Here is a 24,229-nt window from a genome sequence, read left to right on the forward strand (position 1 = left end):
CCCTGCGCTGCATGCGCGCTGGGGCTTTTGGACCTGGGGGGGGGCGGATAACACCGGGGGTGATGGTCGCGGGGCGCGCGCCGTCCGGCGCCCCGGCCCGGACGCCGACTTCTTCGATCTCAAGCTGCCCCGCGAGACCGCCGCGTACGTGCCGCGCCTGCTGGCCTTCGCCGCCATCGCCGCCGATCCGAACGGCTACGAGGTGGCCTTACCCTTCGAAGGCATCCCGGCCGACGCCGTTGCGACGGCGAGCGTTGAGACCGGGGGGCAGATCGACGTGGCCCGCGCCGCGGACGCGGTAGGCCTCACGGTGGATGAGCTCTACGCCCTGAACCCGGCTCTCAATCAGTGGGCGACCCACCCGGACGGCCCGCACCGGCTGATCGTCCCCGCCGATCGCGCCGACGCGGCCCAGGCGGCACTCACCGCGATCCCGGAGGATCAGCGCGTCGCCTGGAGCCGCCATCGGATCCGCCCAAACCAAACCTTAGGTGGTATCGCCCTGGCGTACGACACGGACGTCGCCACGCTCAAGCGCATCAACCAACTCTCCAGCTCACGCATTCGCGCGGGGGATCACCTGCTGATCCCGACCTCAAGCTTGGCCGCTGAGGACTACCCGACCCCCGCGCGCACGCGGGCGGCGAGCGGCGGCGCCGTGCACGTGGTGCAAGCCGGTGAGTCCCTCTGGACCATCGCCCGTGACTACGACGTCTCCACCCGCACGCTCATGCGGCTGAACCACGTGGGGCCGAAGGACTACCTGCAGATCGGCCAGAAGATTATCGTGCCCCAAGGCGACACCGATGCCTCAGGCGCGCGCAGCCGAAGCGCTACCGTGCGCACCGTGACCTATCGGGTCCGTTCGGGAGACTCGCTAGGGGCGATCGCGGCGAAGTTCAACGTGTCGGTGAACAAGATCGCCGGGTGGAACGGTATCGCGCGAGATGCCCTGATTCACCCGGGCCAGGCCTTGGTGCTACACGTGGATGTGACCGCCTCACGCACCTGAGCGCTGCGGCGCTCATCCCCAAGGCCGGCACGATTCGACGCCGCTCCGCCGTATTCTGAGCACCAGCGCTCGAATCCCCGTTCCTCGGGATTTTTTCGAGACCCGAGCAGCTTCTATCAGCGCACCACCTCAGGCAAGGTCCGGAGCCTCGCCCGGAGGAGGTCTTGGGATGGGCACGTTTCTGATGATCGTCGCCGCGGTGGTACTGGTTCTCGCTGTCGGCGGCGGCACTGCGCTGTGGTTCGCACGGCGTTGGCTGGCACGCAAGGTGGGGGACTGGAGCGTGGCCTGTGAACTGGTCGATGTGACGGTCAATCGCCCCGCCCGCCTGAAGCTGCAACCTTACGTCGGTAGCGGCCCCACCGCGAATCCAGCCTTCGAAGCACGCGAGCGCACGTTGCGAACCCTCGGCTTCTTCACGCTCGGCGACTACGAGAGCGAGTCCTACGAGCTGCCGATCCTGCGCGCCATGCACCACCCGGAAAAGCGTATCGGCGCCGCCCTGATCCTCCACGAGGGCGGTTGCCATCTGGAGTGCTTTGCGGTGACCACCGATGACCGAGTGCTGGCGATAGGCACCGGCCCCACGCCTGCGGCGCAAACCGAACGCCTGCGCTGGACTGTACTCCCATCGCTCACACCAGAACAAGCGTTAGCGCATCTGGAAGATGCCCTTGCAGACACCTCGCCACGAGCGATGGATGGCTGGCTCTTTCGCGCGGCCTACGAGCAAGCCTACGCCGCCCGGATGGACGGCCTGCTCGCGCGCGCCCCGTCGCGCAAAGCGCTCGAGAAGCGGGGCCGAGAGCGCCGCCCGCCCGCGACTCCGGCGCAAATCGAACTGGCTGCTAGCAGTGAACACTCGGCGTGGCTCGACCAGGTGGAGGAAGCCGCTCTCGATCGCTTCCGTCGCGCCAGCCGACTCGACGCGGTCACCTGGGACCGCATCGGCGATGACCTCCACGTGGTCCACGATCGACTGCCGGAAGATCGCCTGCACGACATGCTGGTCATGGACGATGCGAGCGAACTGGTGTTCTCCCAATGCCTGGCCCAGGAGCTGCGCGGCAAACGGCTCTACCAGGAGGTGTTGGGGCGCCTGCCCGGCACCAGCCGTCGGCGCCAGCGCCTCGGCGAGGTCCGCTATCCCTTGCCGGCGGTGATCTACGGGATCGACCCGGAGCTCGCCGACGCGGAGTCGTCCGCGCAAGGTTACGAATACGTTTATCAGGCGGTCGATCCCAAGCGCGGCGATGTGCGCGGCAAGCTCATGGCCACCAGTACCGTCGATGCCAAGCGTCAGCTGCAGCAGATGGGCCTCATGGACTCGAAGATCGTCGTCGACCCGACCATCGATGGCGGCCAACTACAGGTCGATGACGCGGGCCTCGACGTTTACCTACGAAGCATGACCGGCGGCTGGTGGCAGAACTTGGTTCTGATGATCAGGGGCAATTGGCTGCTCTGGCTGCCGCCGCTGCTCCTCGTGGCCTGGGTGCTGAGCGATGGGCCGCCGTACGGCTGGGGAGACTACGCGGCCTTCACCTACCTGAGCCTCGCCGTACTCGGCGTGGCGTACCACCTGTTGCCGGCGCTCGCCTACGATGGGTTGATTCGCGCCCGCAACGGCGAACGCTGGCGGACGGCATCGGCGCTGCTGCGCATCTGCCAATCTCGCGCCGACGCGCGCGATGCCTACTACCGCCATCAGCTGGAGCTCGAACACAGCAAGCTCCTCGCCGGCCAGGGCGACGTAGACGCTGCCCTAGCGCACTGGAAAACCTTCGAAGACCACATCTCAGCGCCCGACTACGTCAACGGCCTGGCGGCGCTGTACAGCGCTGCGGGGGACTGGCCGAGGGTGATCGCAGCTCAGCGCCGCGCGATCGACCTGGCCCCGGACCCAGCCCCGATGCGCGTCGACCTGGCGATGTCCCTCGCCCGCTACACCGACGAGGTGGATGAGGCGGAGACGTTGCTGAGCGGCCTGCATCCCGACGGGCTCAGCGAGTTAGTGCTCGGTGGTTTCATGTACGCCCGTGGCTTGATCGCCCTCAAGCGCGGTCAGCTTCAGATCGCCGAACGTCAGCTGGCGCAGACCATCGAACAGGTGAAGCAGTACGAGGCCGGGCCTGCGGTCGCGCCCTGGGGCACGGAGGTGCGCGCGTTCCTGGCGCTGACGTGGAAGCGCGCGGGCAAGCTAGACGCCGCCTCCTCCCTGTGGGCAGCGATCGAGGCGAGGTTGCGCCACAACCCGATCGCGACGCGCCTGGCGGAGGAATACCGCGCCGCGACGCCCGAACAGAGCGCCGCCTGAGCGCGAGGCGGAAGAACCGTAGCGTCACCCGGGCGCCGCCGAGGTCCGCCGCTTGGCCGATGTCCACGGCGCCGCCGTGCGCCAACATTACCTGGCGGGTGAGCGCGAGGTCCACGCCCGTGCCCTGAGGTCTCCCATGGGACGGTAGGGTGAGGCGTCTCCAGGGCTTTTGCTCGTTAGTAAGGTCAGGGCGAGACCTCGATCACTCGAGGGGCCCGCGCAGTTGAATCAGGAGCTCGTCGCCAGGCGCCACGGGCAAGCCCGCATCAATGCAGTCCCACGCCCCAGTCGGCCCCAGGGGGGCGCTGATCCGAGCACCCGTGGAACGATTCCGACAGTCGACGTTGGCCCCGGCATAGCCCTGGGTAAGACCCCCTGCGATCCCCGTGTCGCCCGCTTGCCCCAAAAGCACCAGCAACACCTGATCGTCAGACGATGCGAGCAGGCCGCTCCTCAGGCAATCCACCTCGGACTCGAAATCGCTGCCCGGGAAGAGAACACGAATAGGCTCACCCGGCGCAGTCAGGTTGAGACACACGGCCAGGCGCAGATCGATACCGCTCACCGATGTGCCAGCGCTCAGGGAGGGTTGCCCGTACAGGAGGTAGGCCTCGCCCACATCGCGATCACCGTCGCGCTGGGCACCACTTGCGCCGATGAGCAGGTCCCCCACGCCGTCGCCATTGGCGTCGCCCGCGGCGGCGATACGTCGAGCGGCGAAGTCCCCAGCGTCGATGCCATCGACGACCAGGCCCAGGGAGCCATCGCCACCGAATGCCGGGCGAAGGGCCCCTAGCGCAAGCGTTGGCCTACCCAAGGGTCTGCCTCCATAGACCACGTAGGCCAGTCCCGTCTGCTCGCCCTCGGTATTCAGCCCTTCGGCTGTGCCGATCACGACGTCCTGGTGGCCGTCGCCATTGATATCGACGCTGGCAGGGGGAAATCCGACCCGTTCACCGGGAAGCCCTACCAACGCGACACCATCCGCTCCATCACCGCTGACGATGTCCGCCAGCTCCTTTCTTGCTACGCCGGCCAGGGAGGCCCCATAGGCCACGATGAGCTGCCCACCGGCGCCCGCCTCATCCTCGCCGATGAGCACGTCGGTCACGCCGTCACCATCGAAGTCTGCAAAGCCCACAGACTGACCACTGCTTGCGCCGGCGACGCTGCCGTTGAACACGATGCCGCGGGAGCCGTCACCACCGTTGGCCGGATCAAGATCCGTCAGCGCTAACTCAGGCGGGAGTGGATCACTGGATCCGAACAACAAATAGCTCTGGCCGGCGCCCTCAGCATCATCCACATCGGTGTTAGGCGAGCCAATGAGCAGGTCCATCAGGCCGTCGCCATTCCAGTCCGTCTGCTCGAGGCCACGGCCCGCGCCGCCCCCGTTGACACTGTTGCCATTGAGCACAACGCCCACACTACCGTCACCGCCCTCGGCGACAAGCAGGGTGTTGAGATCGAGGCGCGGCGAAAAAGCACCGTCGTCACGACCGAAGAACACGAAGATCCGACCGACACCAAAGCGGATGTCGACGGTAGCGCCCACCGCGGACACGGCCACATCGTCGATTCCGTCACCGTTGAAATCGCCGCCGCCGGTCGCATCCACGCCAACGTCCGTAAAGTCCTCATAGCTGCTCAGGACAAACCCCCGGCTGCCGTCGCCGCCGAGCGCAGGAAGCAAGTCGCGCAGCTCGAACTCGACGCCGAGGTTCTGTGCGGGACCGAAGACGACATAAGCCTCGCCCGCCTGACGCGCGCCAAATGGCTGCGCCGCGCGCGAGGTCACGATGAGATCGACGAACCCATCAGCATTGACGTCACCGATGCGCTTGACGACGTCGCCGACACCCACGTTCTCACCGAGCCCATTGAGGACGACGCCCGCGCTCCCGTCGCCACCTGCGTCGGCGTGCAGAGAGGCGAGTGTGAGCTCAGCTGGAAACCCGCTGGGCGTGCCGTACACGAGGTACACGCGGCCAGCATTCGGGCGATTATCCAGGTCAGCGCTGCTCGCTACGATGGCGAAGTCGTCGAGATCATCGCCGTTGATGTCGCCAAGGCCTCGAACGTAGGAGCCCGCGGAGTCAGCGACGGCCTCCCCAGAGAAGACCGTACCCTCGCTGCCGTCGCCACCGTTCTCTTCCAGTAGGTCAGCGAGATCGTAAGTCGCTTCGAAGGCCCCCGCGACGGAAGCGCCAGCTAGACACGCTATCAACGCGATCCGTGCCCGGAAGGACCGATCCCCTCTACATAACGTCGAGTGCATCCTGCAACTCCATGACCAACATCCACAGAATAGTACGGACATCGAACGAAATAACGAACATCGGCCCTTGGCGCTAAAGGCATCGAGTGGGGCTGGCGCGAGTGGAGCTCGCCTAGCGGGTCGGTCTTCCAAGAGCAGAAACCGAGCGCGTGGATCTGCTCTGCGTTGCAATCGTCAGCTAGCGAATGACTTCGGTCCGCTGAAGCACATGACTGCCAAGGGGATGGCTATTGCATGTGGCATACTGCGGGCTGAGACCTCGGGGCGTCGAAGCGCTCCCGACCCGACGCAGTGGATCGCGACCGGCGATCGCCAGGAGGCCACCGATGCTTATTCTCATTCCCCGAATCTGCTCGCCCGCGCCCGCACTGACACCCGGCTTGCGCTGCGCTCTCATCGCTTCGGTCGGCGCCGCCGCATCGGCTCAGGCAGCCACCGGATTCTCTGCCGAGTTGGCCATCGATGACCTGTTCGAAAGCGAAGGCGGCAACGGGTCGCTCGGCTTCGTGCTGCAAGGGCTGGAGGGCGTATCGTCAGTGTCCTGCGCGGGTGATATCAACGGCGATGGTCGCGAGGATCTGCTCCTTGGCCGTTCCGACGTCTTCGAAGAGCGCGTGAGCATCGTCTTCGGCCCGGCGGAGCCCTTTCCCCCCGAGGTCGATGTGGCGACGCTCACCGCGGACGGGAGCGAGGGATTCACGGTGTTCGGCGCCGCGAACGGCCAGGAGACCGGGAACTCGGTGAGCGCGGTGGGCGATGTCAATGGCGACGGCCTCGATGACATCCTGATCGGTGCTCGCCTGGCGACCGGGGAGAACGGCGTCACCCGGGGTGGGCAGGTCTACCTGATCCTCGGCAGCACCGAGCCCTTTGCCCCCACCTTCGATGCCGCGGAGCTGTTCGTAAGCGGCGGCGGGGACGGCAGTCGGGGCACGGTGTTCCTGGGCGCCGATTCGGTGGACCTGGCCGGCCGCGACGTGCGCGGGGCAGGCGACATCAACGGTGACGGGGTCAACGATTTTCTGATCAGTGCAATCCTCGCGGATCTCGGTGAGGACTTCACTGAGCGAGCAGCGGGGGAGACCTATCTGATCTACGGCAACCCTGATGGCTTCCCCGCAGAGGTGCCGCTGAGCAGTCTCTTCTCCGGGAACGGCGGGGACGGCTCCATCGGCACGGTGCTGTTCGGGGCGGCCGGTGGCGATGAGTCGGGAAACTCCGTCGGCGCGGCCGGCGACGTGAACGGTGATGGTATCGATGACATCATCATCGGTGCTGCTCGCCACGGGGACGAGGAACTCGAGGGCGTTGGGCAGGCCTACGTCGTCTACGGGCGTCTCGGCGGCCTGGCAGCGGAGGTTCACCTGGCGGACCTCCTGACCGAGAGCGGTGCAGATGGCAGCCTCGGATTCGCGATCAACGGATTGAACCCGGGTGAGCGCTGGGCGACCAGTGTGGGGGGAGGCGCCGACCTCAACGCGGATGGCTTGGACGATGTCTTTCTGAGTGCTTTCGACGGCGAAGGGGACACGTCCGGTGATGTGGCCGTCGTGTTCGGTCGTGATAGCGGCTTGCCCCCCGAGATCGACCTTGCCGATCTGCTCGTAACCAACGGCGGTGATGGCAGCGAGGGCTTCGTACTGCTGGGCGTTCCCGCCGACCCCAGGCTCGCGGAGGACGATGTGCTCGCCTTCGGTGATCTCAATGGCGATGGGATCGATGATCTGATCCTCGGCGCCCCCGACGCGGATGCGGCCAGCGGCCTCGCCTTCATCATCTACGGGCGCCCGCCGGGTACCCCCTTCGCGGCGGAACTCGAACTACTCTCCTTGCGGGTGAACCAGGGCGGAGATGGCACGCAAGCGCTGGTGGTCGACGGGGCCGGCGTATCCAGTGGTCGCTTCGGCCAGTCGCTGGCGGCACTCGCGGACTTCAACGGTGATGGTATCAACGACCTCCTGGCGGGCAGCCTCAACCGCGAGCAAGCCTATGTGGTGTATGGGCAGGCAGGCCTCGATCCGCGGGCCCGCGTCGTCGGCATCGACACGCGCACCTTTGCATGCCGCAACACGAGTACCGGCCAGACCGTCAGCGGGACATCACCCGACGTGGCGCTGGATGAGTCATTCGCTTGCCTGGAGCTGGGGCTCGCCTTCAGCGAAGGCGACCAGCTCATCCTCCAGGCGGATGGCGTGAAGTTCTCGGATCCGGGCCTGAGCGGTGAGGCCTCCGATCTGGCGCCTGAAGCGCTGGTGACGTGCACGAACCTCACCACCGGGCAGGTGGGAACGGTCCGCGTGCTGGCCAACGCCTGGGATTGCGGTAACGCGGGGTTTCAACTCGATCCTGGGGAGGAGGCGCGCGTACGCATTCAGGGGGTGGTGGCGCCCGACGCACCACCGGAGCGGGTGCTCACGCTTGCGGTGTCCGGGGTGGATACGCGCTCAGGCGCTTGCAGGAACATGACCGATCCGCAGACCGTCACCACCGTGTTGCCTGATTTTGCCCTCGAGGAAACCGTCGACTGCATAGCGCTTGGCCTGACGGCGACAGCAGGGGACTCGGTGACGATGCAGGCGAAGGGGCGCAACTTCGGAAGCAGCTTCAATGCCGAATTCATCGGCTTGGCGGATAATCTGGTGTTCCGCTGTGAGAACCTCACGACGGGACAGTTCTTCACCCTCGATCTGGAGGACGTAGCGTCGCGAGTGGACTGCGCGGGCCTGGGCCTTGAGATCGCGGACCAGGATGATGTGGCGTTCACCATCCGCGGAACGGTGCCCTGAGGCACCGGCCGCAGGAGTACGTCGAAACCTGGGCGCGGCGGCGCCGACGCGTCAGCGACCGCTTGGGCGCGAGACGCTAGAACCGTAACGTCACCCGGGCACCGCCGAAGTCCGCCGCTTTGCCGATGTCCACGGCGCCGCCGTGCGCCAACATGACCTGGCGGGTGAGCGCGAGACCCACACCCGTACCCTGGGCGCGGGTGGTGTAGTAAGGCACGAACACTCGCTCCCGCAAATCCTCAGGCACACCAGGGCCGTTGTCCGCCACCTCGATGTTGACCCGCCCCTCACGGCTCAAGGACGCACTGAGTCGTATCTTCGCTTCAGGCGTCTCGCCGAGAGCATCCAGCGCGTTGCGCACGAGGTTGATCAGCACCTGCTCGAGCTGAGCCCGGTCCGCTTGCACGCGAACCCCTGCCGACGGTGCCCTCAAGGTGAGCGACGCCTTGGCCTGGGCAAGCTCCTCCTCGAGGAGCGCCGCGATATCGGCGAACATTGCTCGCAGCTCCACCGCTGCCCTGACCGGTGCCGGCAAACGGGTGAACTGACGATAACCCTGCACGAATCCCATCAACGACTCCGCCCGCCGCGCCACCGTATCCACAGCATCGCGTGCCCGAGTGAGATCCTCCTCTTCCTCGGTGCCCGCGGCCAACAGCGCTTGGGCGGTCCCGGCCAGGGAGGCCACGGGGGTGAGGGAGTTCATGATCTCGTGGGCGAGCACCTGCCCCATCTGCTGCCACGCTTCGAGTTCGCTGGCGGCCAAGGCGTCGCTGATGTTCTGCAGCGTGACAAGGCGCTGACCCACCTGCCCGACCACGATCTCCGTGAGCGACAGGGTCATGCGCTGGGTCACGCCATCGGCCAGCGTGAGGCGCACGACGCCGCTCTCCCCGGGGTGCTGATCTCGAACGGCAACGGCCAACTCGGCACCGAACGCGTTCAGGTCGTCCACCGTTGTCACCGAGTGGGCGGCGAACAAGCGTCGCGCCGCATGGTTGTGCAACACCACCTTGTGGGCCCCGATGACGCTGAACATGGGCACGGGCACATGCTCGACGATGGCCTGCAGGCGCAGCCGGTCCTCCTCCCCCGCATGGCGCAACTGCTGCAAGCCGGTGACCACCTCACGCATGCTGTGCCCCAACTCCGCGAAGCGAGCGCCGCGCAGGGAAGGATCGATGCGATGGCTGAAGTCGCCGTGGCGAATGCTGTCGAAGAACCGCGCGACCTCACGGTTGGTCCGCTGCACGAACACCACGAACTCGGTGACCAGGGCGATGCACAGGAGCCCCAGCACCAGTGGCGTGATGACGAAGGGCGTGCGAAACACCACCCACGAGAGCGCCAGCATGACCAGCAGCAGCAGCACGGCGCGCAGGGTCGCCTGCACGGCGAAGTGGCGACGAAGGCTCATTGTTCCGGCCATCACCTGACGCCTAGGCTAGAGGCTATGCTTTTCCATGCGCCGATAGAGCGCCGCCCGCGTTAGCCCCAGCTCCTTGGCGGCGCGGGAGATGTTGAAACCGTGCTTGTTGAGCGCTGCCGACACCGCCCGCCGTTCCAACGCGTCGAGATTGAGCTCCTGGTCCAGGGGAGTGCTTCCCGAGGACGCGGCGGCGGTGGCGACAGCACGCGCGGTGGCCGGCAGGGCGAAGTCCTCCAAGCGGTACGATGCGCCCCCGGCCATGATCACCGCGCGTTCCACGGCATGGCGCAGGGCGCGCACGTTACCGGGCCAGGGGTGGGTCGCCAGGGCATCGAGGACGGACTCGTCCACCTCGCGCGAGGGCTTCTCGTAGCGCTCCTCGTAGTACGGCAGGTAGTGCCGCACCAGGGCAGGTACATCCTCCGGTCGCTCGCGAAGCGGCGGCAGCACGATTTCGATCGTGTTCAGGCGAAACAACAGATCTTGGCGAAACGTCTGCGGATCCGCGAGCTGCTCCGGGGGCAGATTGGTGGCGGCGATCAGGCGTACGTCAAAGGGTTCACTAGCCGTCGCCCCGACCGGGGTCACGCGCCGCTGCTCGAGGGCGCCCAACAACTTTGCCTGGCTGGCCAGGGGTACGTTGCCAATCTCATCGAGAAAGAGCGTGCCGCCGGATGCGCTCAAGAGGCGCCCCGTACGGTCGCTCCGGGCATCCGTGAAGGCGCCGCGCTTGTGACCGAAGAGTTCGCTCTCGAACAAGGTGTCCGGGACCGCGCCGAGGTCGACGGCGACGAAGGGGCCATCCACCCGTCGCGAGGCCTGGTGCACGGCACGGGCGACGAGGTCCTTGCCCGTGCCGTTCTCGCCGAGGACCAGCACGTTGGCGTCCACCGGCGCGGCGAGCGCCACCAGCTCCAGCACGCGTCGCATGGCCATCGAGTCACCGATGATCTTAGGTGCGTCGACGGCGGGCGACTCGGGAGCGTTGCGCCCGGCAGCCGAACCGCCGGCCCTGGCGCGGGTCCTGGCGAGGGTCACGCCCGCCTCGACGGTGGCGAGCAGTTGGGCGTTCTGCCACGGCTTGGTGACAAAGTCGCAGGCACCGCACTTCATCGCGTCCACCGCCGTGCCCAGGTCGCCGTGGGCGGTGACCATGATCGCCACCTCATCGGGGTCGTGCTTCAGCAAGCGGGCCAACCAATGCAGGCCCTGCTCGCCCGTGGTCTGCCCGGGACCGAAGTTCATGTCGAGCAGGAGCACGCGGGGCAAGGCGCCACGCGGACCGATGGCCTTCGGGTGGCTGATCGCCCGCACGTGGCCGTAGGCCTGAGCGAGGAGCAGGCGCCCTGCCGTGAGCACATCCTCGTCGTCGTCCACCAGGATGATCTCGACGTCGTCGCGGGGTTGCTGCTGACTGACCATGGCAAAAGTGTCCGAATCCGAACAGTACGCTGTCCAGTATCGCACAGGCGCGCAGCGGGCATCAGCGTAAGCCCCTGAACGGATGAGCTTTTCAAATCTGGCACAGCGTTTGCTCTAGCTGATCGTATGAACGACGCCAACTTGCATGCTGTGCCGACCCGTCTCGCGCCCCGCAGCGGCGCCACCATGGACCGCCCCGTCACCCGCGATCGGCGAGGCTGGTGGTTCATCGGCGCCGCCGCCGTGATCACCCTCGGCTTGGGCCTCACCCTCGCCCGCGGCTGGCTCGCCGACGGCGGGCGCAGCCTCCAAGTCGGCCACGAGCAGGTGAGCATCGCCACGGTGACCCGCGGCATGTTCGAGGACTTCATCCCCGTGCGCGGCCGGGTGGTACCGCGCAGCACCGTCTTCCTCGACGCCGTGGAAGGCGGTCGCGTCGAGGCCGTGCTGGTGGAGGACGGCGCGACGGTCGAGGCCGGCCAGGTGCTCGTGCGCCTCAGCAACGCCCAGCTGCAGCTCGATGTGATCGCCCGCGAAGCCGAAGTCACCCAGCAACTGAACAACCTCGATACCCTGCGCTTGCAGCTGGCACAGAACCGCCTCGCCCACCGGCGTACGCTGATCGATGTGGACTACCAGATCCGTCGCCTGTCGCGCCTGGCGCAGGACGGTGAACGCATGATCAGCGACGGCTACGTCAGCCAGCGCGAGTTCGACGACTCCCGCGACGAACTCGCCTACCAGCGCGCCCTGCGCGAGGTGACCCTAGAGGCGCAGGCGACGGATGAGAGTCTGCAGGAAGCCCAGCTACGCCAACTCACCGCCGCGGCGGAACAGCTGCGCGCCAACCTGCGCTTGGCGCGGGAGAACCTAGCGAATCTGGAAGTTCGCGCCCCCGTCGCCGGCCAGCTCACCGCCTTCGACGTGGAGGTGGGGCAGTCCCTCGCCCGCGGCGAGCGCATCGGCCACATCGACGACCCCGATCGCTACAAGCTCTCCGCCCTCATCGATGAGTTCTACCTGCCGCGCGTCGACATCGCCTTGCCGGCGAGCGCGGAGGTGGACGGCAAGCCCATCGACCTGCGCATCACCAAGATCTACCCGCAGGTCACCAACGGCCAGTTCGAGGTGGACCTCAGCCTCACGGCCGACACGCCGCCGCAGGTGCGCCGCGGACAGACCCTGCAGACGCGCCTGCAGCTCGGCGACCCGAGCCAGGCCCTGCTGATCCCCAACGGCACCTATTACCAGGATACGGGCGGCAACTGGGTCTTCGTGATCACCGCCGACGGTACCACCGCTGCGCGCCGCGCCGTACGCCTCGGACGACGCAACGCCCAACACATCGAAGTGCTCGACGGCCTACAGCCCGGCGAGCGTGTCATCGTGAGCCCCTACACGGGTTTTCTCGCCATGGATCGCCTCGTGCTCGCTGCCAATCGCTGAGCGCTGCTCCCCGCTTACCGGACAAGGAACACCCTGATGAGCCAGCCCACCAACCAGAAGCCCCTTCTCGCCCTGCGCGATGTGACCCGCGTGTACCGCACGTCCGAGGTCGAGACCGCCGCCCTCGCCGGTATCGATCTAGAGATCGACCCAGGCGAGTTCGTCGCCATCATGGGCCCTTCCGGCTGCGGCAAATCCACCCTGCTCAACATCCTCGGCATGCTCGACTCGCCCACCCGCGGCGACTACGAGTTCCGGGGCGAGCACGTCGGCGCCTACGACGAGACCCGCCTCGCGCGCCTACGCAAGCGACATATCGGCATCATCTTCCAGGACTTTCACCTAATCGATGAGCTAAGCGTACGCGAGAACATCGAGCTGGCCCTGCTCTACCAGAACGTCAGCACCAGAGAACGGCAATCCCGTGCCGATGAGGTGATGGACCAGGTGGGTATCGGTCACCGCGCCAATCACCGTCCGGCCCAGCTCTCCGGCGGTCAACGCCAGCGCGTCGCCGTGGCCCGCGCACTCATCGTGGCACCGGACTTGATCCTCGCCGACGAGCCCACGGGCAATCTGGATAGCGCCCACGGCGAGGAAGTCATGGGCATGCTCCGGGGCCTCAACGAGCAGGGGGCGACCATCGTCATGGTCACCCACTCGCCGTCTCACGCCGATTGGGCTAAGCGAACCGTCAACCTGTTGGATGGACGGGTCATCGCCCACGACATCCGCCAAGCGATCTGAGGAGGCATCCGCCATGCTTCGTAACTACCTCCTGACGGCCCTGCGCAACCACCTGCGCCAGGGCGGCTATACCCTCATCTCCCTCGCCGGCCTGATCCTCGGCCTCGCCGTCTCCACCCTGGCGTTCATCTACGTTTGGCAGGAAACGCACTACGACCGCCAGATCCCGGACGCGCAGCGCCTGTACATCGGCGAGACCTTGCTCGCGGCGCCCGGACGGGCCTCACAGCTCGTGCTCACCACCCAGGGCCCGCTGGCAGATGAAGCGGTCTCCGAGGTCGCCGGTGTCGAGGCGAGCACGCGCGCCTGGATCGGCTGGTACACAATTTCCATAGACGATCGGCTGGAGTTCAACCATCAGCTCGGTGCCGTCGACGCCAACTTCCCGCGCATGCTCGGCCTTAAGATACTCGAGGGCAATGCCGACGCCTTGGACGACCTCAGCGCAACCTTGCTGTCACGTTCGATGGCCCAGCGCCTCTTCGGCGAGGGTCCCTACCTCGGCCAAACGGTCACCTTCGGTGGGCAGAACGATCTGCAGGTGATGGGCGTGTACGAGGACATGCCGTCCACCAGTCATCTCGAGCTGCACATCCTGACCGCCTTGGAGGCGAAGCTGGTGACGGACCGCGGCGTCACTCCCAAAGCCGACTGGACCCTCCCGTCGGTCTTCTCCTACTTCAGGCTCGCGGCGGGCACCGACCCTGCGGCTGCCGGTGAGGCACTGCAAGCCATCGCCCGTCGCAACACGCAAGCCCCCGATGGTGTCGCCGTCGAGCGCTACCTGTCGTTCTTCCTCGAACCCGTGACCGCCTTGCACCTGAACGGGAAGGACTACGCCCAGGTGCCGAAGCCGCGCACGGGCAACGCCACAGCGCTGGTCATCGCCACCACCATCGCACTCCTCGTGCTGGTAGTGGCGTGCATCAACACCGTCAACATCGCCACCGCCCGCAGCGCCGATCGAGCCCACGAGGTGGCCATGCGCAAGGTGGTCGGCGCCACCCGCGAGCAGCTGGTGATCCAGTTCCTCGGCGAATCGGCCCTGCTCACCCTGCTAGCCACGCTTTTGGCGCTCATGTTGGCAGAAATCAGCGCGGGCCCCGCTGGCGACTTCGTCGGGCAAGCCCTCTCGCTCAGCGTGCTGCTGCAGCCCGCCGCGCTGGTGAGTTTCGCCGCCCTACTGCTGCTAGTCGTGCTGCTCTCCGGCCTCTACCCAGCGTTCGTGCTAGCCAACTACAAGCCTGCCAAGATCTTCCACCCGGGCGGCGTAGGCAGCCGAGGTCAGGGCTTGCGCACCGTGCTCGTGGTGTTCCAGTTCGCCACCTCGATCGCCCTCATGGTGATGGCCGGCACGATCTGGCAGCAGGTGCGCTACCTCGAATCCGCCGACCTGGGCTTCGACCGCGGCGGCGTCGTGCTCCTGAACGGCGTGCGCCGCAGCCCCGCTGGCACCATCGAGCTCACCCGCAAGCTCGACCAGGCGATCGAAGGACAGCCCGGCATCGAATTCGTGAGTGGCACCCATTCCTCGCCCTCGTGGGACTACACAGACGACGGTCGCGTACATCGCAGCGACCGACCGGCGGACACGGCCGTCACCGTCGACCGCCTTGCCGTGGACACGGACTTCTTCAGCGTCCTGCGCGTGCAGCCCCTCGCCGGGCGTGTGTTCAGCGAAGACTTCGGCCCCGACCGCGCCCAATGGGATCTGGAGAGCCGGGGCGAGGTAGAGCTGCCGCTCGTGCTGAACGTCTCGGCGGCAAGCTCCCTCGGCTACGGCGTCCCGAGCGAGGCGGTCGGCGTGGCCATGCGCCTGGACCTCGCACCGGGGGATACACGCAACGGCCGCGTCGTCGGCATCGTGCCCGACTTCCACTTCAAGTCGTTGAAGAGCCGCATCAATCCGATGGTGTTCTTCCCGGACCCGACGCGCTTCAACACCCTGCTGGTGCGCTTCGACCCGCGCCAGCGCGCCCAGGCGCTCGCGTCAATCGAGGAAGGGTGGACGGCGGTGTTGCCCTCGCAGGCCATCTCCCAGGAGTTCCTGGATCGACAGCTGGTCGCGCAGTACGTGACCGAGCAACGCCAGTTCACGGTGCTCGCCACCCTCGCGGCCATCGCCATCTTCATCGCCGTGCTCGGTCTGGTTGGCCTCCTGGCCCACGCCATCGCGGCGCGACGCCATGAGATCTCCCTGCGCAAGGTGATGGGGGCGGAGGTCGTCGATCTGCTGCGCCTGTTCCTGTGGCAGTTCTCCCGTCCGGTGCTGGTGGCGTCGCTGATCGCCTGGCCGATCGCATGGGTGCTGTCGCAACGCTGGTTGGACAGCTTTGCTTACCGGGTCGACTCGTCGCTCCTGCTGTTCGTGGCCTCGGGCGCGTTGGCGCTGGCGATCACCTGGGGCTTGACGGCGATCCAGGTAGTGCGTGTGTCGGGCACTCGGCCGGCGGAGGTGTTGCAGGCGGGGTAGCCCGCCGCGAAACGGACGGCGCCGTGGGCCCGGTCAGAGGTAGTCGGGTGGGGTGACGGTGTCGATCACCAGCACCCCATCGTATTCCTCCGACAGGGTGAGCGGCGTCTGCTCGCTGCCCCATTCCCACGTGGGGGTGGTCGTACGCAGCCAGGCGCCGCCTTCAGCGTCTGGGTCGGCACCCTCAATATCGAGGAACAGGTACGCCAGGCGCCTACTGTGGAAGATCGCCTCGAGGCTGAAATTCAACGGCGCCAACACCTGCTGCACGCTGCGATCGTTGAAAGCGTGCTGACCGCGGTACATGTAGAAGCCCACGGTGTAGAGCTGCGGCTCGAGGAGGTCGTGAACGAAGACACCCATATTGGCATCGGGCAGAAACCCCGTGCCTTGGTGTCTAAGGTGCGCGTTATGCGCCCACGCGATGATCTTCTCCTGCGGGTAAATTTGGGTGGCGAGGGCGATGAGATTCTCGCCCATGCCCCGATCTCGCTCGCTCGCGCCGAAGGTATTGGTAAAGCGTTGCGCAAGCTGGCTTGCGAAGAACGGGGCCGTGCGCGTGTACTGGGCCGCGATGCGCACCTGTAATGGAGTGTACTCACCGTCGCCGACGATGATCGTCTCGTTGGCGAGGAGGTAGTCGCTGAGCGTGGTGTAGTCCACCTGCAGGCCCGGCACGGCGTCAGTCAGGCTCGTGATGGCGTTGCTGGAGGCGCTGGTCGCCGCTTGAGCTGCGCCGATGGCCGCGAAGAAGCGCTGTTCCAGCTCGAGCACTTCCTCGGCGTAGGCGGGCGACACCTTGGCCACCATACGCTCCAGTTCGGCAGGCCGTTGGTCGCTGTTCACCCCGCTGAACTGAACGTCGAAGCCCGTGATACGCAGGGGCGTCGCCGTGGACTGGGTGGACACCAGGTAGTCGAAGAGTTCGCGTAGCTCCGCCGTCTGCCAGACGCTGAACAGACAGCTGTTCATGGCGTCGCGCGCCAGGCCGCGTTCGAGAATGCCCTGGGCGTATTCGCAATCGAACAAGCCCCCTTCGAAGGCGAGGAGGTTGAAGCCGAGGGCTTCGTGTAGGTACTTGATCAAGCGCACCTTCGCTTGGGAGAACTGCTTGACCCCGTGGCTACTCTCGCCGAGGGCAACCAGGCGCTTTGACTCGAGGACGTCGGCGAGGAAGTCAAGGTCCGAGAAGTCGTCGTCGACGGTCAGCGAGCGCACGGTCTTCGCGTTTGCCGCAAACCAGGCGGCAGCGTCGTCGTCCACGCGGGCCGCGTTGGCATCTGCCCCGGTTTGCAGCTGGGCGTCGCTCAACAACACGTCGGGTGTGGGCGGGGCGGAGTCTGGCGGTGGCCTGGCGACTTCGGGCGGTGCCGGTGCGGCACTGCCGCCGTCGCCTCCGCCGCACGCGCTGAGCGCGAGGGTGGATAAGCCCAGGAGCGCTAGGTACATACGCTGAGAAATCATCGTCAGTTGACTCGCAGCCAAGGAACTTGCTTCGAGTGTAAAGGACACCCTCGCTGCCTCACCAGGCCCGTAACCTACTACTCGCCGCGGGAAGATGCGATTACCGCTGACTATGGCAACTGCGACTACACTCCCGACTGGGGAAATCGAGCGAGGTTAGTGTTGCGCCGCGCAGAACTCTGCCCGCCGGATGTAACGACCGGTCCCTGCAGCTAGGTTCAGGGCCAAGACAGGATGTCCAGGAGGTCACCCATGAGGATGAAGTGTGTTGGCACTTCCGTCTGTGTCGCGTTGTTGCTAATCAGTGGATCAGGTCGGTCGGCTGAATTCCCGGCACTAATTGATCTGACGCAGCTCGACGGGACGGACGGCTTTGTGATCTCCGGGATCCAACGGAACGGCGACCTGGGTGCGACGGTCAGCGGACTCGGTGATTTGAACGGCGATGGGATCGGTGACTTCGGCGTGTCGGGCTTTCGCTACGACGTGGCAGACCGTCCGAACACAGGCGTGACCTTCGTCTTCTTCGGCGCCCCCGACATCGGATCATCAGGCGCGTTGTCCCTGCGGCTGGACGGTGCTAATGGATTCCGTGTCGTGGGCGCCGAGTCGTTCGATGTCTCGGGCGTGTCGATGTCGGCGATGTTCGACGTCAACGCAGACGGCTTGCACGACTTTGCGATTAGCAGTTCGGGCGTGGATCTTCCTGATGCCGGGGGTGTCGGTGAGGTCGCAATCCTATTCTCTGGGCCCGAGCTCTTCGGGAACGGCAACTTCCGGCTCTCGACTTTGGACGAGAACAACGGGTTTCGGATGAATGGCATTGAGCCAGGGGAGCTGTTCGGCGAGCGGATCTCGCGAAAGACCGGCGACATCAATGGGGATGGTATCCAGGACATGGCTGCGGTTGCTCCCAGCGCGGAACCCGACGGCCTGGTGAGTCAGGGCCGCGTCTACGTGGTTTTCGGTGGGGGGGACTTCGGTGCGTCAGCGACATTTGATCTTAACCAGCTCGACGGGACAAATGGGTTCACCATCATCGGTGAGGCCGAGCGACAGGGCCTGGACAAGATCGAGATCGTCCCCGATATCAACGGGGATGGCTTCGACGAGGTGCTGGTCGGCGCACAAGGTCATGATGTCGGTGAGGTAAACAATGTTGGAAGGGCGTACCTGATCTTTGGCGGCGCGGCGGTCGCGCCAGGTGGGCTGCTCGATCTGGAAGAGTTCGCCGCTGATCCAATCGGGCGAGGGTTCACGCTCACCGGCACGGGGGAAACCACGAATCTAGGTGAGGCCCTTGCAGGCTTGGGAGACTTCAACGCGGACGGCTTCAACGATATTGCCATTGCCGAAGGGAGAAACCGCGACAACGGGGAAGGCTCTGGCGTTATCTTCATCGTGTTTGGTAGCCCGGACGTCGGTGAGAGCGGCGAGATCGACCCGCGTGCCTTGTACGAACCAAGCGCGGTCGGGACAGCGATTATCGGTGAGGCAGACCCTCCCAGTCAGCTTGGAACGACGCTGGGCGCCTCGGGCGACTTCAACGGGGATGGCTATCCGGATTTGCCGATCTTCCAACTGGACACCGATGCACCTGGCCAGCCTTACCCCGGCGGCGCAGCGCGAATCGTCTTCGGCGGACCAGGCTTTGGAGAATCCGGTCCGCTGTTGATCTCGATGCTTGATGGTAGCAACGGGTTCACCGTGTTCTCTCCGGAGGAAAGGGGTGACTGCGGAGACGGGCTGGATTCCGCTGGGGACGTCAATGGTGATGGCATTGACGATTTGATCATTGGTTGTCCAGAGGCTCGCCCCGACGACATCTCCGCTGCAGGGACGGCCTACGTCGTGTTCGGCAGGAACACGGTTTCGGACGTGGACGGCGATGGCATCGTCGACACATCGGACAATTGCATTGATGTGGCGAACGCCGACCAGCGGGACACCAACGATGACGGCTTTGGCAACGTCTGCGATGCCGACCTAAACAACGACTGTCTGGTGACAGGACAAGACTGGCTCATCATGCGCGACGTGCTCTTCACGGACAACGCTGATGCCGACCTGGACGGAAACGGCATAGTCAATGGTGGCGACGCTCTGGCGCTGTTCGAGGCACGCTTCACGGCGCCAGGCCCTAGCGGTGTCGACAACGCGTGCGAGGCGGGATAGCACCTGAGCTAAGAAATCTGCTGCAGATGGCCTCAGGGACGGCGTGAAGCCCCTTTGATCGATGGGGTTCAGGGGAAACCGAGGTCTCCCTGGCGGCACCCAATCCGCGAGAGTTGGCCCCCCGAAGTGCCGATGGGCGCCCTTAGGGGAACACGGAGGCTCATCCCAAGTGGGGTGTCACAGCCTACCGTGCGGCCAGACCATCGCCGTCGCGTGCGTGCGGCTTGCGACCGGTCGAGCCGTGCCCGCGACCAGACGAACGCTTTCCCGGGCCCACCGCGCCACGTAGGGTACTAGACCGTCGCCACCGCCCGAGAGAGCCCGCCGATGGATCCCGCCGCGCCACGCCCAGAGCTCATCCCACCCTCGCCCGCCGGCGCCAAGACCTTTCACTGCGTGGAGGCCCACACGGAGGGCGAACCCCTTCGCATCATCCTGTCAGGCTTCGAAGACTTGCGCGGAGACACGATCCTCGCGCGCCGGCGCGACGCGCACGATCGCCTCGATCACCTGCGCCGGGCCCTCATGTGGGAACCCCGCGGCCACGCCGACATGTACGGCTGCATCGTCGTGCCCGCCGAGCGTGAGGGATCGGACTTCGGCGTGCTGTTCACCCACAACGAGGGCTACTCGACCATGTGCGGCCACGGCGTGCTGGCGATGGCGCGGGTGGCAGTGGAACTCGGCCTGGTGCCCGTCGTGCGCCCGGTCACCACCATGGTGATGGATACGCCTGCGGGCCCCGTGCGGGCCACGGTCAGGCTCGATCAGGAAACGGGCGCCGTGCAGGCGGTGTCCTTCCAGAACGTCCCCTCGTGGGTGGTGAGCTTGGACCGAGAGATTCACGTACCGGATGTGGGAGTCGTGCCTTACGACGTGGCGTTCGGCGGCGCCTTCTACGCCTATCTCGACGCCGACGCCGTCGGCCTGACCCTCGAGCCGGCCTCGACCCAACGCCTCATTGAGGCGGGCCGCGCGATCAAGCAGGCCGTGCAGGCCGCGGACCGGCCGCGGCATCCGGTAGATGAAGACCTATCGTTTTTGTACGGCACGATCTTCACCGGCCCCGCCAGTGATCCTGAGCACCACTCGCGCCACGTGTGCGTCTTCGCCGACGGCGAAGTCGATCGAAGCCCGACCGGCACGGGCGTCAGCGGGCGCCTCGCGCTGCTGCGAGCGCGGGAGCAGATCGCCGTGGCCGAGACGATCGGCATCGAGAGCATTCTCGGCAGCCGCTTCTACTGTCGCGTCGTGGAGGAGCACGATCACGGCGGCGGACTGGGATCTCAGATCGTCCCGGAGGTGGAAGGTCGCGCCTGGGTCACCGGCGCGACGCAGTGGGTGATCGACCCGGAGGATCCGTTCCGCGAGGGGTTCCTCCTGCGCTAAGCGCAGATCTTCGGGCGCAGGTGCCGCGCATCGCGAACCGCACGCGTAGCGAAGGCTGCTCACTCGCGCCGACCCCGTTCTGGACTAGTGGTCCCTGAGGCCGGCCAACGCGCTATCCAGGCCTGCCAGGTCTGCATCCGATTTGAGGGACTGACTGGCTGGATCCCAGGCCGTGGCCCAGTTGGCGACACCGTACTTGCCAGCGAGCGTACTGCCGAAGAATGGGGCTAGCCGCTCGACGGTGCCGAGGACGCCTGCACCACCGCGTTTGCCCGGCGTCGCGGCAAGCGCCACCATCGGCTTCCCCTGCCACACCTTGCTATCAATGCGGCTCATCCAATCGAAGATGTTCTTCCAGGCCGCTGTGAACGAACCGTTGTGCTCAGCGAAGGAGACGACGATGGCATCGGCCTCGCCGATGGCGTCAAAGAACTCTTGCGCCAGTGGATGGATGCCATCGGCCTGCTCCCGATCGATGGAGTAGATGGGCATTTCAAAGTCGTTGAGATCTAGAACACGCGTGGCCGCCCCCGGCATGATGGATGTGGTCAGACGCTGCAGGGCGAACTGAATCAACTGCCCATTGATCGAGTGTCGGCTGTTGCTTGCAGCGAAGGCGAGTACGTTCATGATCGGCCAATACCTCTAGTTAGGGATCTGGTGACACCCGCGCGTCTCGGCTAGAACGGGACCCCATCCAAAGTACCCATCTCGCCCGCCTCATAGCGGTGCTGTGCTTTGGCGATGGCTGCCTCACTGTCGAGTACGAAGGGGCCGCCATACACCAGCGGCTGCGGCGCAGGTTCGCCACCGAACAGGAAGAAGTCGGCCGCCTGATCCGCCCCTGCCGTCAGCAAGACGGTGCCGGCGTCGGCGGCCAGGCGCACGGCTAGACCCGGTCGGTCAAGCACATGCCGATCGACGCGCGCACCGTCGGTGGCCGACACCGTGTAGACGCCGTACTCGTGATCGGGGTGCGGAAGGGTGATCGTCGCGGATGAACCGTGGGACACGCGCACATGTGCCATGAGCGAGGGCAGCGCCAACGGGATGAGCCCGGCGTGGCCGCGTAGTGCGCCCGACAACAGGCGAATGTCGGCGCCATCCTGGCGCCAGGTGGGCATGTCACTCGCTTGGAACGCTCGGTAAGCGGGCTCAGCGTCCTGTTCAGCGATCGGTAGGCGCGCCCAGATCTGCAGCCCGTGCATGGTGGTGGCGCGGTCGATCAGGTTGCGCTCCGCGTGGAGGATACCTGCCCCGGCACGCATCCATTGTGTGCCGCCGTCTGCAATCTGGCCCACATGCCCCTGGCTGTCCGTGTGTTCGTTGGCGCCCTGCAGCAGGTAGGTCATCACCTCGATGCCCGCATGGGGGTGCGCCGGTAGCTTTCCTTCAGGCGCATCCACGGGGCCGAAGTGATCGAGGAACACGATCGGGCCTATCGACTGGATATCTGCTGCCGGCAGGGAGCGCCTCACCTGCACAGGCCCGACGAACGCAGCGTTCGCCCGCCAGATCAATGCGTCGTGTCGCCGTGTCAGGGCCATGAAACCTCCGGTAAGTCGTAGCCATGGGTGGCGTGGAAGACATACCTCCTCGGCGATTCCTATCTGACCTCATGCGCGAGCAACGATCAATGCGCAGATTTCCGCAGGCAATGCTGCAGGCTACGGCTTGACTTCACCGAACACCAAAGGGTTGGGCAACCATCATCAGGTCTGCGATGCCCAGACGATCGAGCCCGAGAAACTCGTCGCCCGTTTCTCAGCGCCCCAACCGCGCACCGCCTGGGCATCGTGGAGCGCCAGTTCTCCTCGAACCACTCCTACGACGCGTTAGAGGCGTTGGTGGGGCTTTTCCCCACCGCGCGGGAGCATTGGTGGCGGTGTTCGGTCGGACGGCCACGGATCCGGTGGCGGGAATTGGCAGCAGTCTCGCGCACTCGATCGGCCGAGGTCGAGGCTGATTCATACACCCACTTAGCGAGGTTCGTGCGCAGCGCTATCGAAGCACTGGCGTAGGGTGCGGCCACGGCAGGGCTTATGAGCTCGCCAATTCCTGGCAGCGAATCGAAATGCCGCGCCGGATCTGCGAAGTGGCCGACGAAGAGGACCATGCTCTAGTTAGCGGCGCTGCAGGTGTACGGGTTCGTGCTCGTCGAATGCGGGCCGGACGTCAGTCCGGATGCTGTGATCTCTCAGACCGGAGCGGCCATCGCCTAGGGGCCGCTCCGATCGTGCCCCGGCTGGGGTAGCTCAGTATAGGTTCGGTCGGCGGCCCCGTGCGTCCAGCGACTTAAGATCAAGGCGCGCGAAGTTCTCTGTAGCCGCAGCTACAGGGAACTTTGCGCAACGCCGAGATCGGGTTGCTGGTGCGCGGGGACGGTGAGCGAACTTGTGCAGAGCTTCCCTAGGTGACCGGGTTTTGCTGCAGGTCTTCCACTCCCTCCAGCACCTTACGTGCCCAGAAGGTTAGTTGCTTGCGCATGCCGAGGGAGTTGGTGTTGCGGCCCGCCACCTGGGTGACGCCTGCATCACGGATCGTGCGACGGTCGATCATCCGCGCCAGCAGCGTGCCGGTGGCCGCGTCATAGAGTTCGATGAACAGGCTGGCGGCGCCAGAGCCCTCGCTCTGCGAGGTGCCGAGGAACAGTCCCTTGGAGTTTCTCGGTGCCACGAGGTCCACGTCGAACACGGCGGGACGCACGAGCAGCACGCCCTTAGCCTCCTTCTGCGCAAGCTCGTAGCCGCCGCGAGTGGTGAACTCCTCGACGAAGACCTCCTGGAAGCGCTGGGACAGGTCTGCCTTCATCAGCTCCAAGTCCTGATCGGTCACCCGCTCATTGGGCTTGCGACGGCGATTGACGCGATCCTGCCAGCCCTTCACGAAAGCGGTGGAGCACTCGATGAACATCACCCGGTCGTAGGCGCTGAAGTCCGTGTCCGGCCGGACGAACGCGGCCGTGACGTCGAAGCGATCGACCTGTTTCAGGCCAGACGGCGCCTTGTCGGCGGCCTGTACGACCTGGGCGGGGGCCACCATCACGGCCGCCATCAATACCAGGGCGGCGGTAAGCGGGGAGCGGGAAGCAGCTTGTATCAGACGCATAGGGTCTCTACTCCGGTAAGCGCCCGTCCCCACGGTGAGGGCGGCGGACGAGCACAAGCGAACATCTAGCCAATCAAAGAGGTTGACGCAAACTCAGGCGCGGTCATGACGCCGGTGGGGCCGCAGTGTAGGCGCTCTCCCAGCCTCGCCAAGGAACCAGTTGTGCGTACTTAGATGCCGCAA

15 protein-coding genes are annotated in these 24,229 nt (G+C 65.8%); 8 read left to right on the top strand and 7 right to left on the bottom strand.

The features are described from left to right. Together AAGA68_18190 and AAGA68_18195 are read left to right on the top strand one after the other, a co-directional pair. On the top strand, positions 1-1,012 hold a 1,012-nt coding region (locus AAGA68_18190; protein ID MEM9386998.1), incomplete at its 5' end, for a LysM peptidoglycan-binding domain-containing protein. 169 nt (positions 1,013-1,181) lie between these two features. After that, positions 1,182-3,329: a hypothetical protein gene (locus tag AAGA68_18195; GenBank protein MEM9386999.1), complete on the top strand. Its 2,148-nt coding sequence runs from the start codon at positions 1,182-1,184 to the stop codon at positions 3,327-3,329. A gap of 202 nt (positions 3,330-3,531) precedes the next feature. Here the strand turns inward: AAGA68_18195 and AAGA68_18200 are convergent, their stop codons facing one another. After that, positions 3,532-5,556: a VCBS repeat-containing protein gene (locus tag AAGA68_18200; GenBank protein MEM9387000.1), complete on the bottom strand. Its 2,025-nt coding sequence runs from the start codon at positions 5,554-5,556 to the stop codon at positions 3,532-3,534. A gap of 377 nt (positions 5,557-5,933) precedes the next feature. Here AAGA68_18200 and AAGA68_18205 point away from each other — a divergent pair, with 377 nt between their 5' ends. Beyond that, positions 5,934-8,393: an integrin alpha gene (locus AAGA68_18205; GenBank protein MEM9387001.1), complete on the top strand. Its 2,460-nt coding sequence runs from the start codon at positions 5,934-5,936 to the stop codon at positions 8,391-8,393. Positions 8,394-8,469: 76 nt separating this feature from the next. Here AAGA68_18205 and AAGA68_18210 read toward each other — a convergent pair whose 3' ends face one another. Beyond that, on the bottom strand, positions 8,470-9,810 hold the full coding sequence (locus tag AAGA68_18210; GenBank protein ID MEM9387002.1) for an ATP-binding protein: 1,341 nt from the start codon (positions 9,808-9,810) through the stop codon (positions 8,470-8,472). 27 nt (positions 9,811-9,837) lie between these two features. After that, positions 9,838-11,244 (bottom strand): sigma-54 dependent transcriptional regulator, encoded by a 1,407-nt coding sequence (locus AAGA68_18215; GenBank protein MEM9387003.1) that lies wholly within the window; start codon positions 11,242-11,244, stop codon positions 9,838-9,840. Positions 11,245-11,370: 126 nt separating this feature from the next. On the opposite strand from AAGA68_18215, the gene AAGA68_18220 reads away from it, so the two are divergent. The 3 genes from AAGA68_18220 to AAGA68_18230 are packed head-to-tail and all read left to right on the top strand — an operon-like array spanning position 11,371 to position 15,910. Continuing rightward, positions 11,371-12,690 (top strand): efflux RND transporter periplasmic adaptor subunit, encoded by a 1,320-nt coding sequence (locus AAGA68_18220; GenBank protein ID MEM9387004.1) that lies wholly within the window; start codon positions 11,371-11,373, stop codon positions 12,688-12,690. Positions 12,691-12,726: 36 nt separating this feature from the next. After that, the gene (locus tag AAGA68_18225) at positions 12,727-13,437 is read left to right on the top strand and encodes an ABC transporter ATP-binding protein (GenBank protein MEM9387005.1); all 711 of its coding nucleotides are present in this window, start codon (positions 12,727-12,729) and stop codon (positions 13,435-13,437) included. Between the two features lie 13 nt (positions 13,438-13,450). Beyond that, complete coding sequence (locus AAGA68_18230) at positions 13,451-15,910, top strand: FtsX-like permease family protein (GenBank protein ID MEM9387006.1); 2,460 nt, start codon at positions 13,451-13,453, stop codon at positions 15,908-15,910. A 33-nt stretch (positions 15,911-15,943) separates the two neighbouring features. Here the strand turns inward: AAGA68_18230 and AAGA68_18235 are convergent, their stop codons facing one another. Continuing rightward, the gene (locus AAGA68_18235; protein MEM9387007.1) at positions 15,944-17,374 is read right to left on the bottom strand and encodes an erythromycin esterase family protein; all 1,431 of its coding nucleotides are present in this window, start codon (positions 17,372-17,374) and stop codon (positions 15,944-15,946) included. A gap of 252 nt (positions 17,375-17,626) precedes the next feature. On the opposite strand from AAGA68_18235, the gene AAGA68_18240 reads away from it, so the two are divergent. Together AAGA68_18240 and AAGA68_18245 are read left to right on the top strand one after the other, a co-directional pair. Then, positions 17,627-19,549 carry an integrin alpha gene (locus tag AAGA68_18240; protein MEM9387008.1) on the top strand — a complete coding sequence of 641 codons (1,923 nt, stop codon included), beginning with the start codon at positions 17,627-17,629 and terminating at the stop codon, positions 19,547-19,549. Between the two features lie 327 nt (positions 19,550-19,876). Next, positions 19,877-20,938, top strand: a complete 1,062-nt coding sequence (locus AAGA68_18245; GenBank protein MEM9387009.1) for a proline racemase family protein — start codon at positions 19,877-19,879, stop codon at positions 20,936-20,938. 84 nt (positions 20,939-21,022) lie between these two features. Here AAGA68_18245 and AAGA68_18250 read toward each other — a convergent pair whose 3' ends face one another. The 3 genes from AAGA68_18250 to AAGA68_18260 all read right to left on the bottom strand — a co-directional run bounded on the left by AAGA68_18250 (position 21,023) and on the right by AAGA68_18260 (position 24,046). Then, on the bottom strand, positions 21,023-21,568 hold the full coding sequence (locus tag AAGA68_18250) for an NAD(P)H-dependent oxidoreductase (protein ID MEM9387010.1): 546 nt from the start codon (positions 21,566-21,568) through the stop codon (positions 21,023-21,025). A gap of 50 nt (positions 21,569-21,618) precedes the next feature. Continuing rightward, the gene (locus AAGA68_18255) at positions 21,619-22,485 is read right to left on the bottom strand and encodes a pirin family protein (GenBank protein MEM9387011.1); all 867 of its coding nucleotides are present in this window, start codon (positions 22,483-22,485) and stop codon (positions 21,619-21,621) included. 862 nt (positions 22,486-23,347) lie between these two features. Beyond that, positions 23,348-24,046, bottom strand: coding sequence for a DUF3313 family protein (locus AAGA68_18260; GenBank protein MEM9387012.1), 699 nt, complete (start codon positions 24,044-24,046; stop codon positions 23,348-23,350). Positions 24,047-24,229 lie beyond the last annotated feature (183 nt).

The organism is Pseudomonadota bacterium, assembly GCA_039193195.1.
Classification (GTDB): domain Bacteria; phylum Pseudomonadota; class Gammaproteobacteria; order Steroidobacterales; family JBCBZW01; genus JBCBZW01.

Excerpts from the sequence above, each read along its gene's own strand:
- AAGA68_18195 (MEM9386999.1), top strand. The coding sequence starts at position 1,182 with ATGGGCACGTTTCTGATGATCGTCGCCGCGGTGGTACTGGTTCTCGCT.
- AAGA68_18210 (MEM9387002.1), bottom strand. The coding sequence starts at position 9,810 with ATGAGCCTTCGTCGCCACTTCGCCGTGCAGGCGACCCTGCGCGCCGTG.
- AAGA68_18215 (MEM9387003.1), bottom strand. The coding sequence starts at position 11,244 with ATGGTCAGTCAGCAGCAACCCCGCGACGACGTCGAGATCATCCTGGTG.
- AAGA68_18230 (MEM9387006.1), top strand. The coding sequence starts at position 13,451 with ATGCTTCGTAACTACCTCCTGACGGCCCTGCGCAACCACCTGCGCCAG.
- AAGA68_18225 (MEM9387005.1), top strand. The coding sequence starts at position 12,727 with ATGAGCCAGCCCACCAACCAGAAGCCCCTTCTCGCCCTGCGCGATGTG.
- AAGA68_18220 (MEM9387004.1), top strand. The coding sequence starts at position 11,371 with ATGAACGACGCCAACTTGCATGCTGTGCCGACCCGTCTCGCGCCCCGC.
- AAGA68_18255 (MEM9387011.1), bottom strand. The coding sequence starts at position 22,485 with ATGGCCCTGACACGGCGACACGACGCATTGATCTGGCGGGCGAACGCT.
- AAGA68_18245 (MEM9387009.1), top strand. The coding sequence starts at position 19,877 with ATGGATCCCGCCGCGCCACGCCCAGAGCTCATCCCACCCTCGCCCGCC.
- AAGA68_18205 (MEM9387001.1), top strand. The coding sequence starts at position 5,934 with ATGCTTATTCTCATTCCCCGAATCTGCTCGCCCGCGCCCGCACTGACA.
- AAGA68_18235 (MEM9387007.1), bottom strand. The coding sequence starts at position 17,374 with ATGATTTCTCAGCGTATGTACCTAGCGCTCCTGGGCTTATCCACCCTC.
- AAGA68_18240 (MEM9387008.1), top strand. The coding sequence starts at position 17,627 with ATGAGGATGAAGTGTGTTGGCACTTCCGTCTGTGTCGCGTTGTTGCTA.
- AAGA68_18250 (MEM9387010.1), bottom strand. The coding sequence starts at position 21,568 with ATGAACGTACTCGCCTTCGCTGCAAGCAACAGCCGACACTCGATCAAT.
- AAGA68_18260 (MEM9387012.1), bottom strand. The coding sequence starts at position 24,046 with ATGCGTCTGATACAAGCTGCTTCCCGCTCCCCGCTTACCGCCGCCCTG.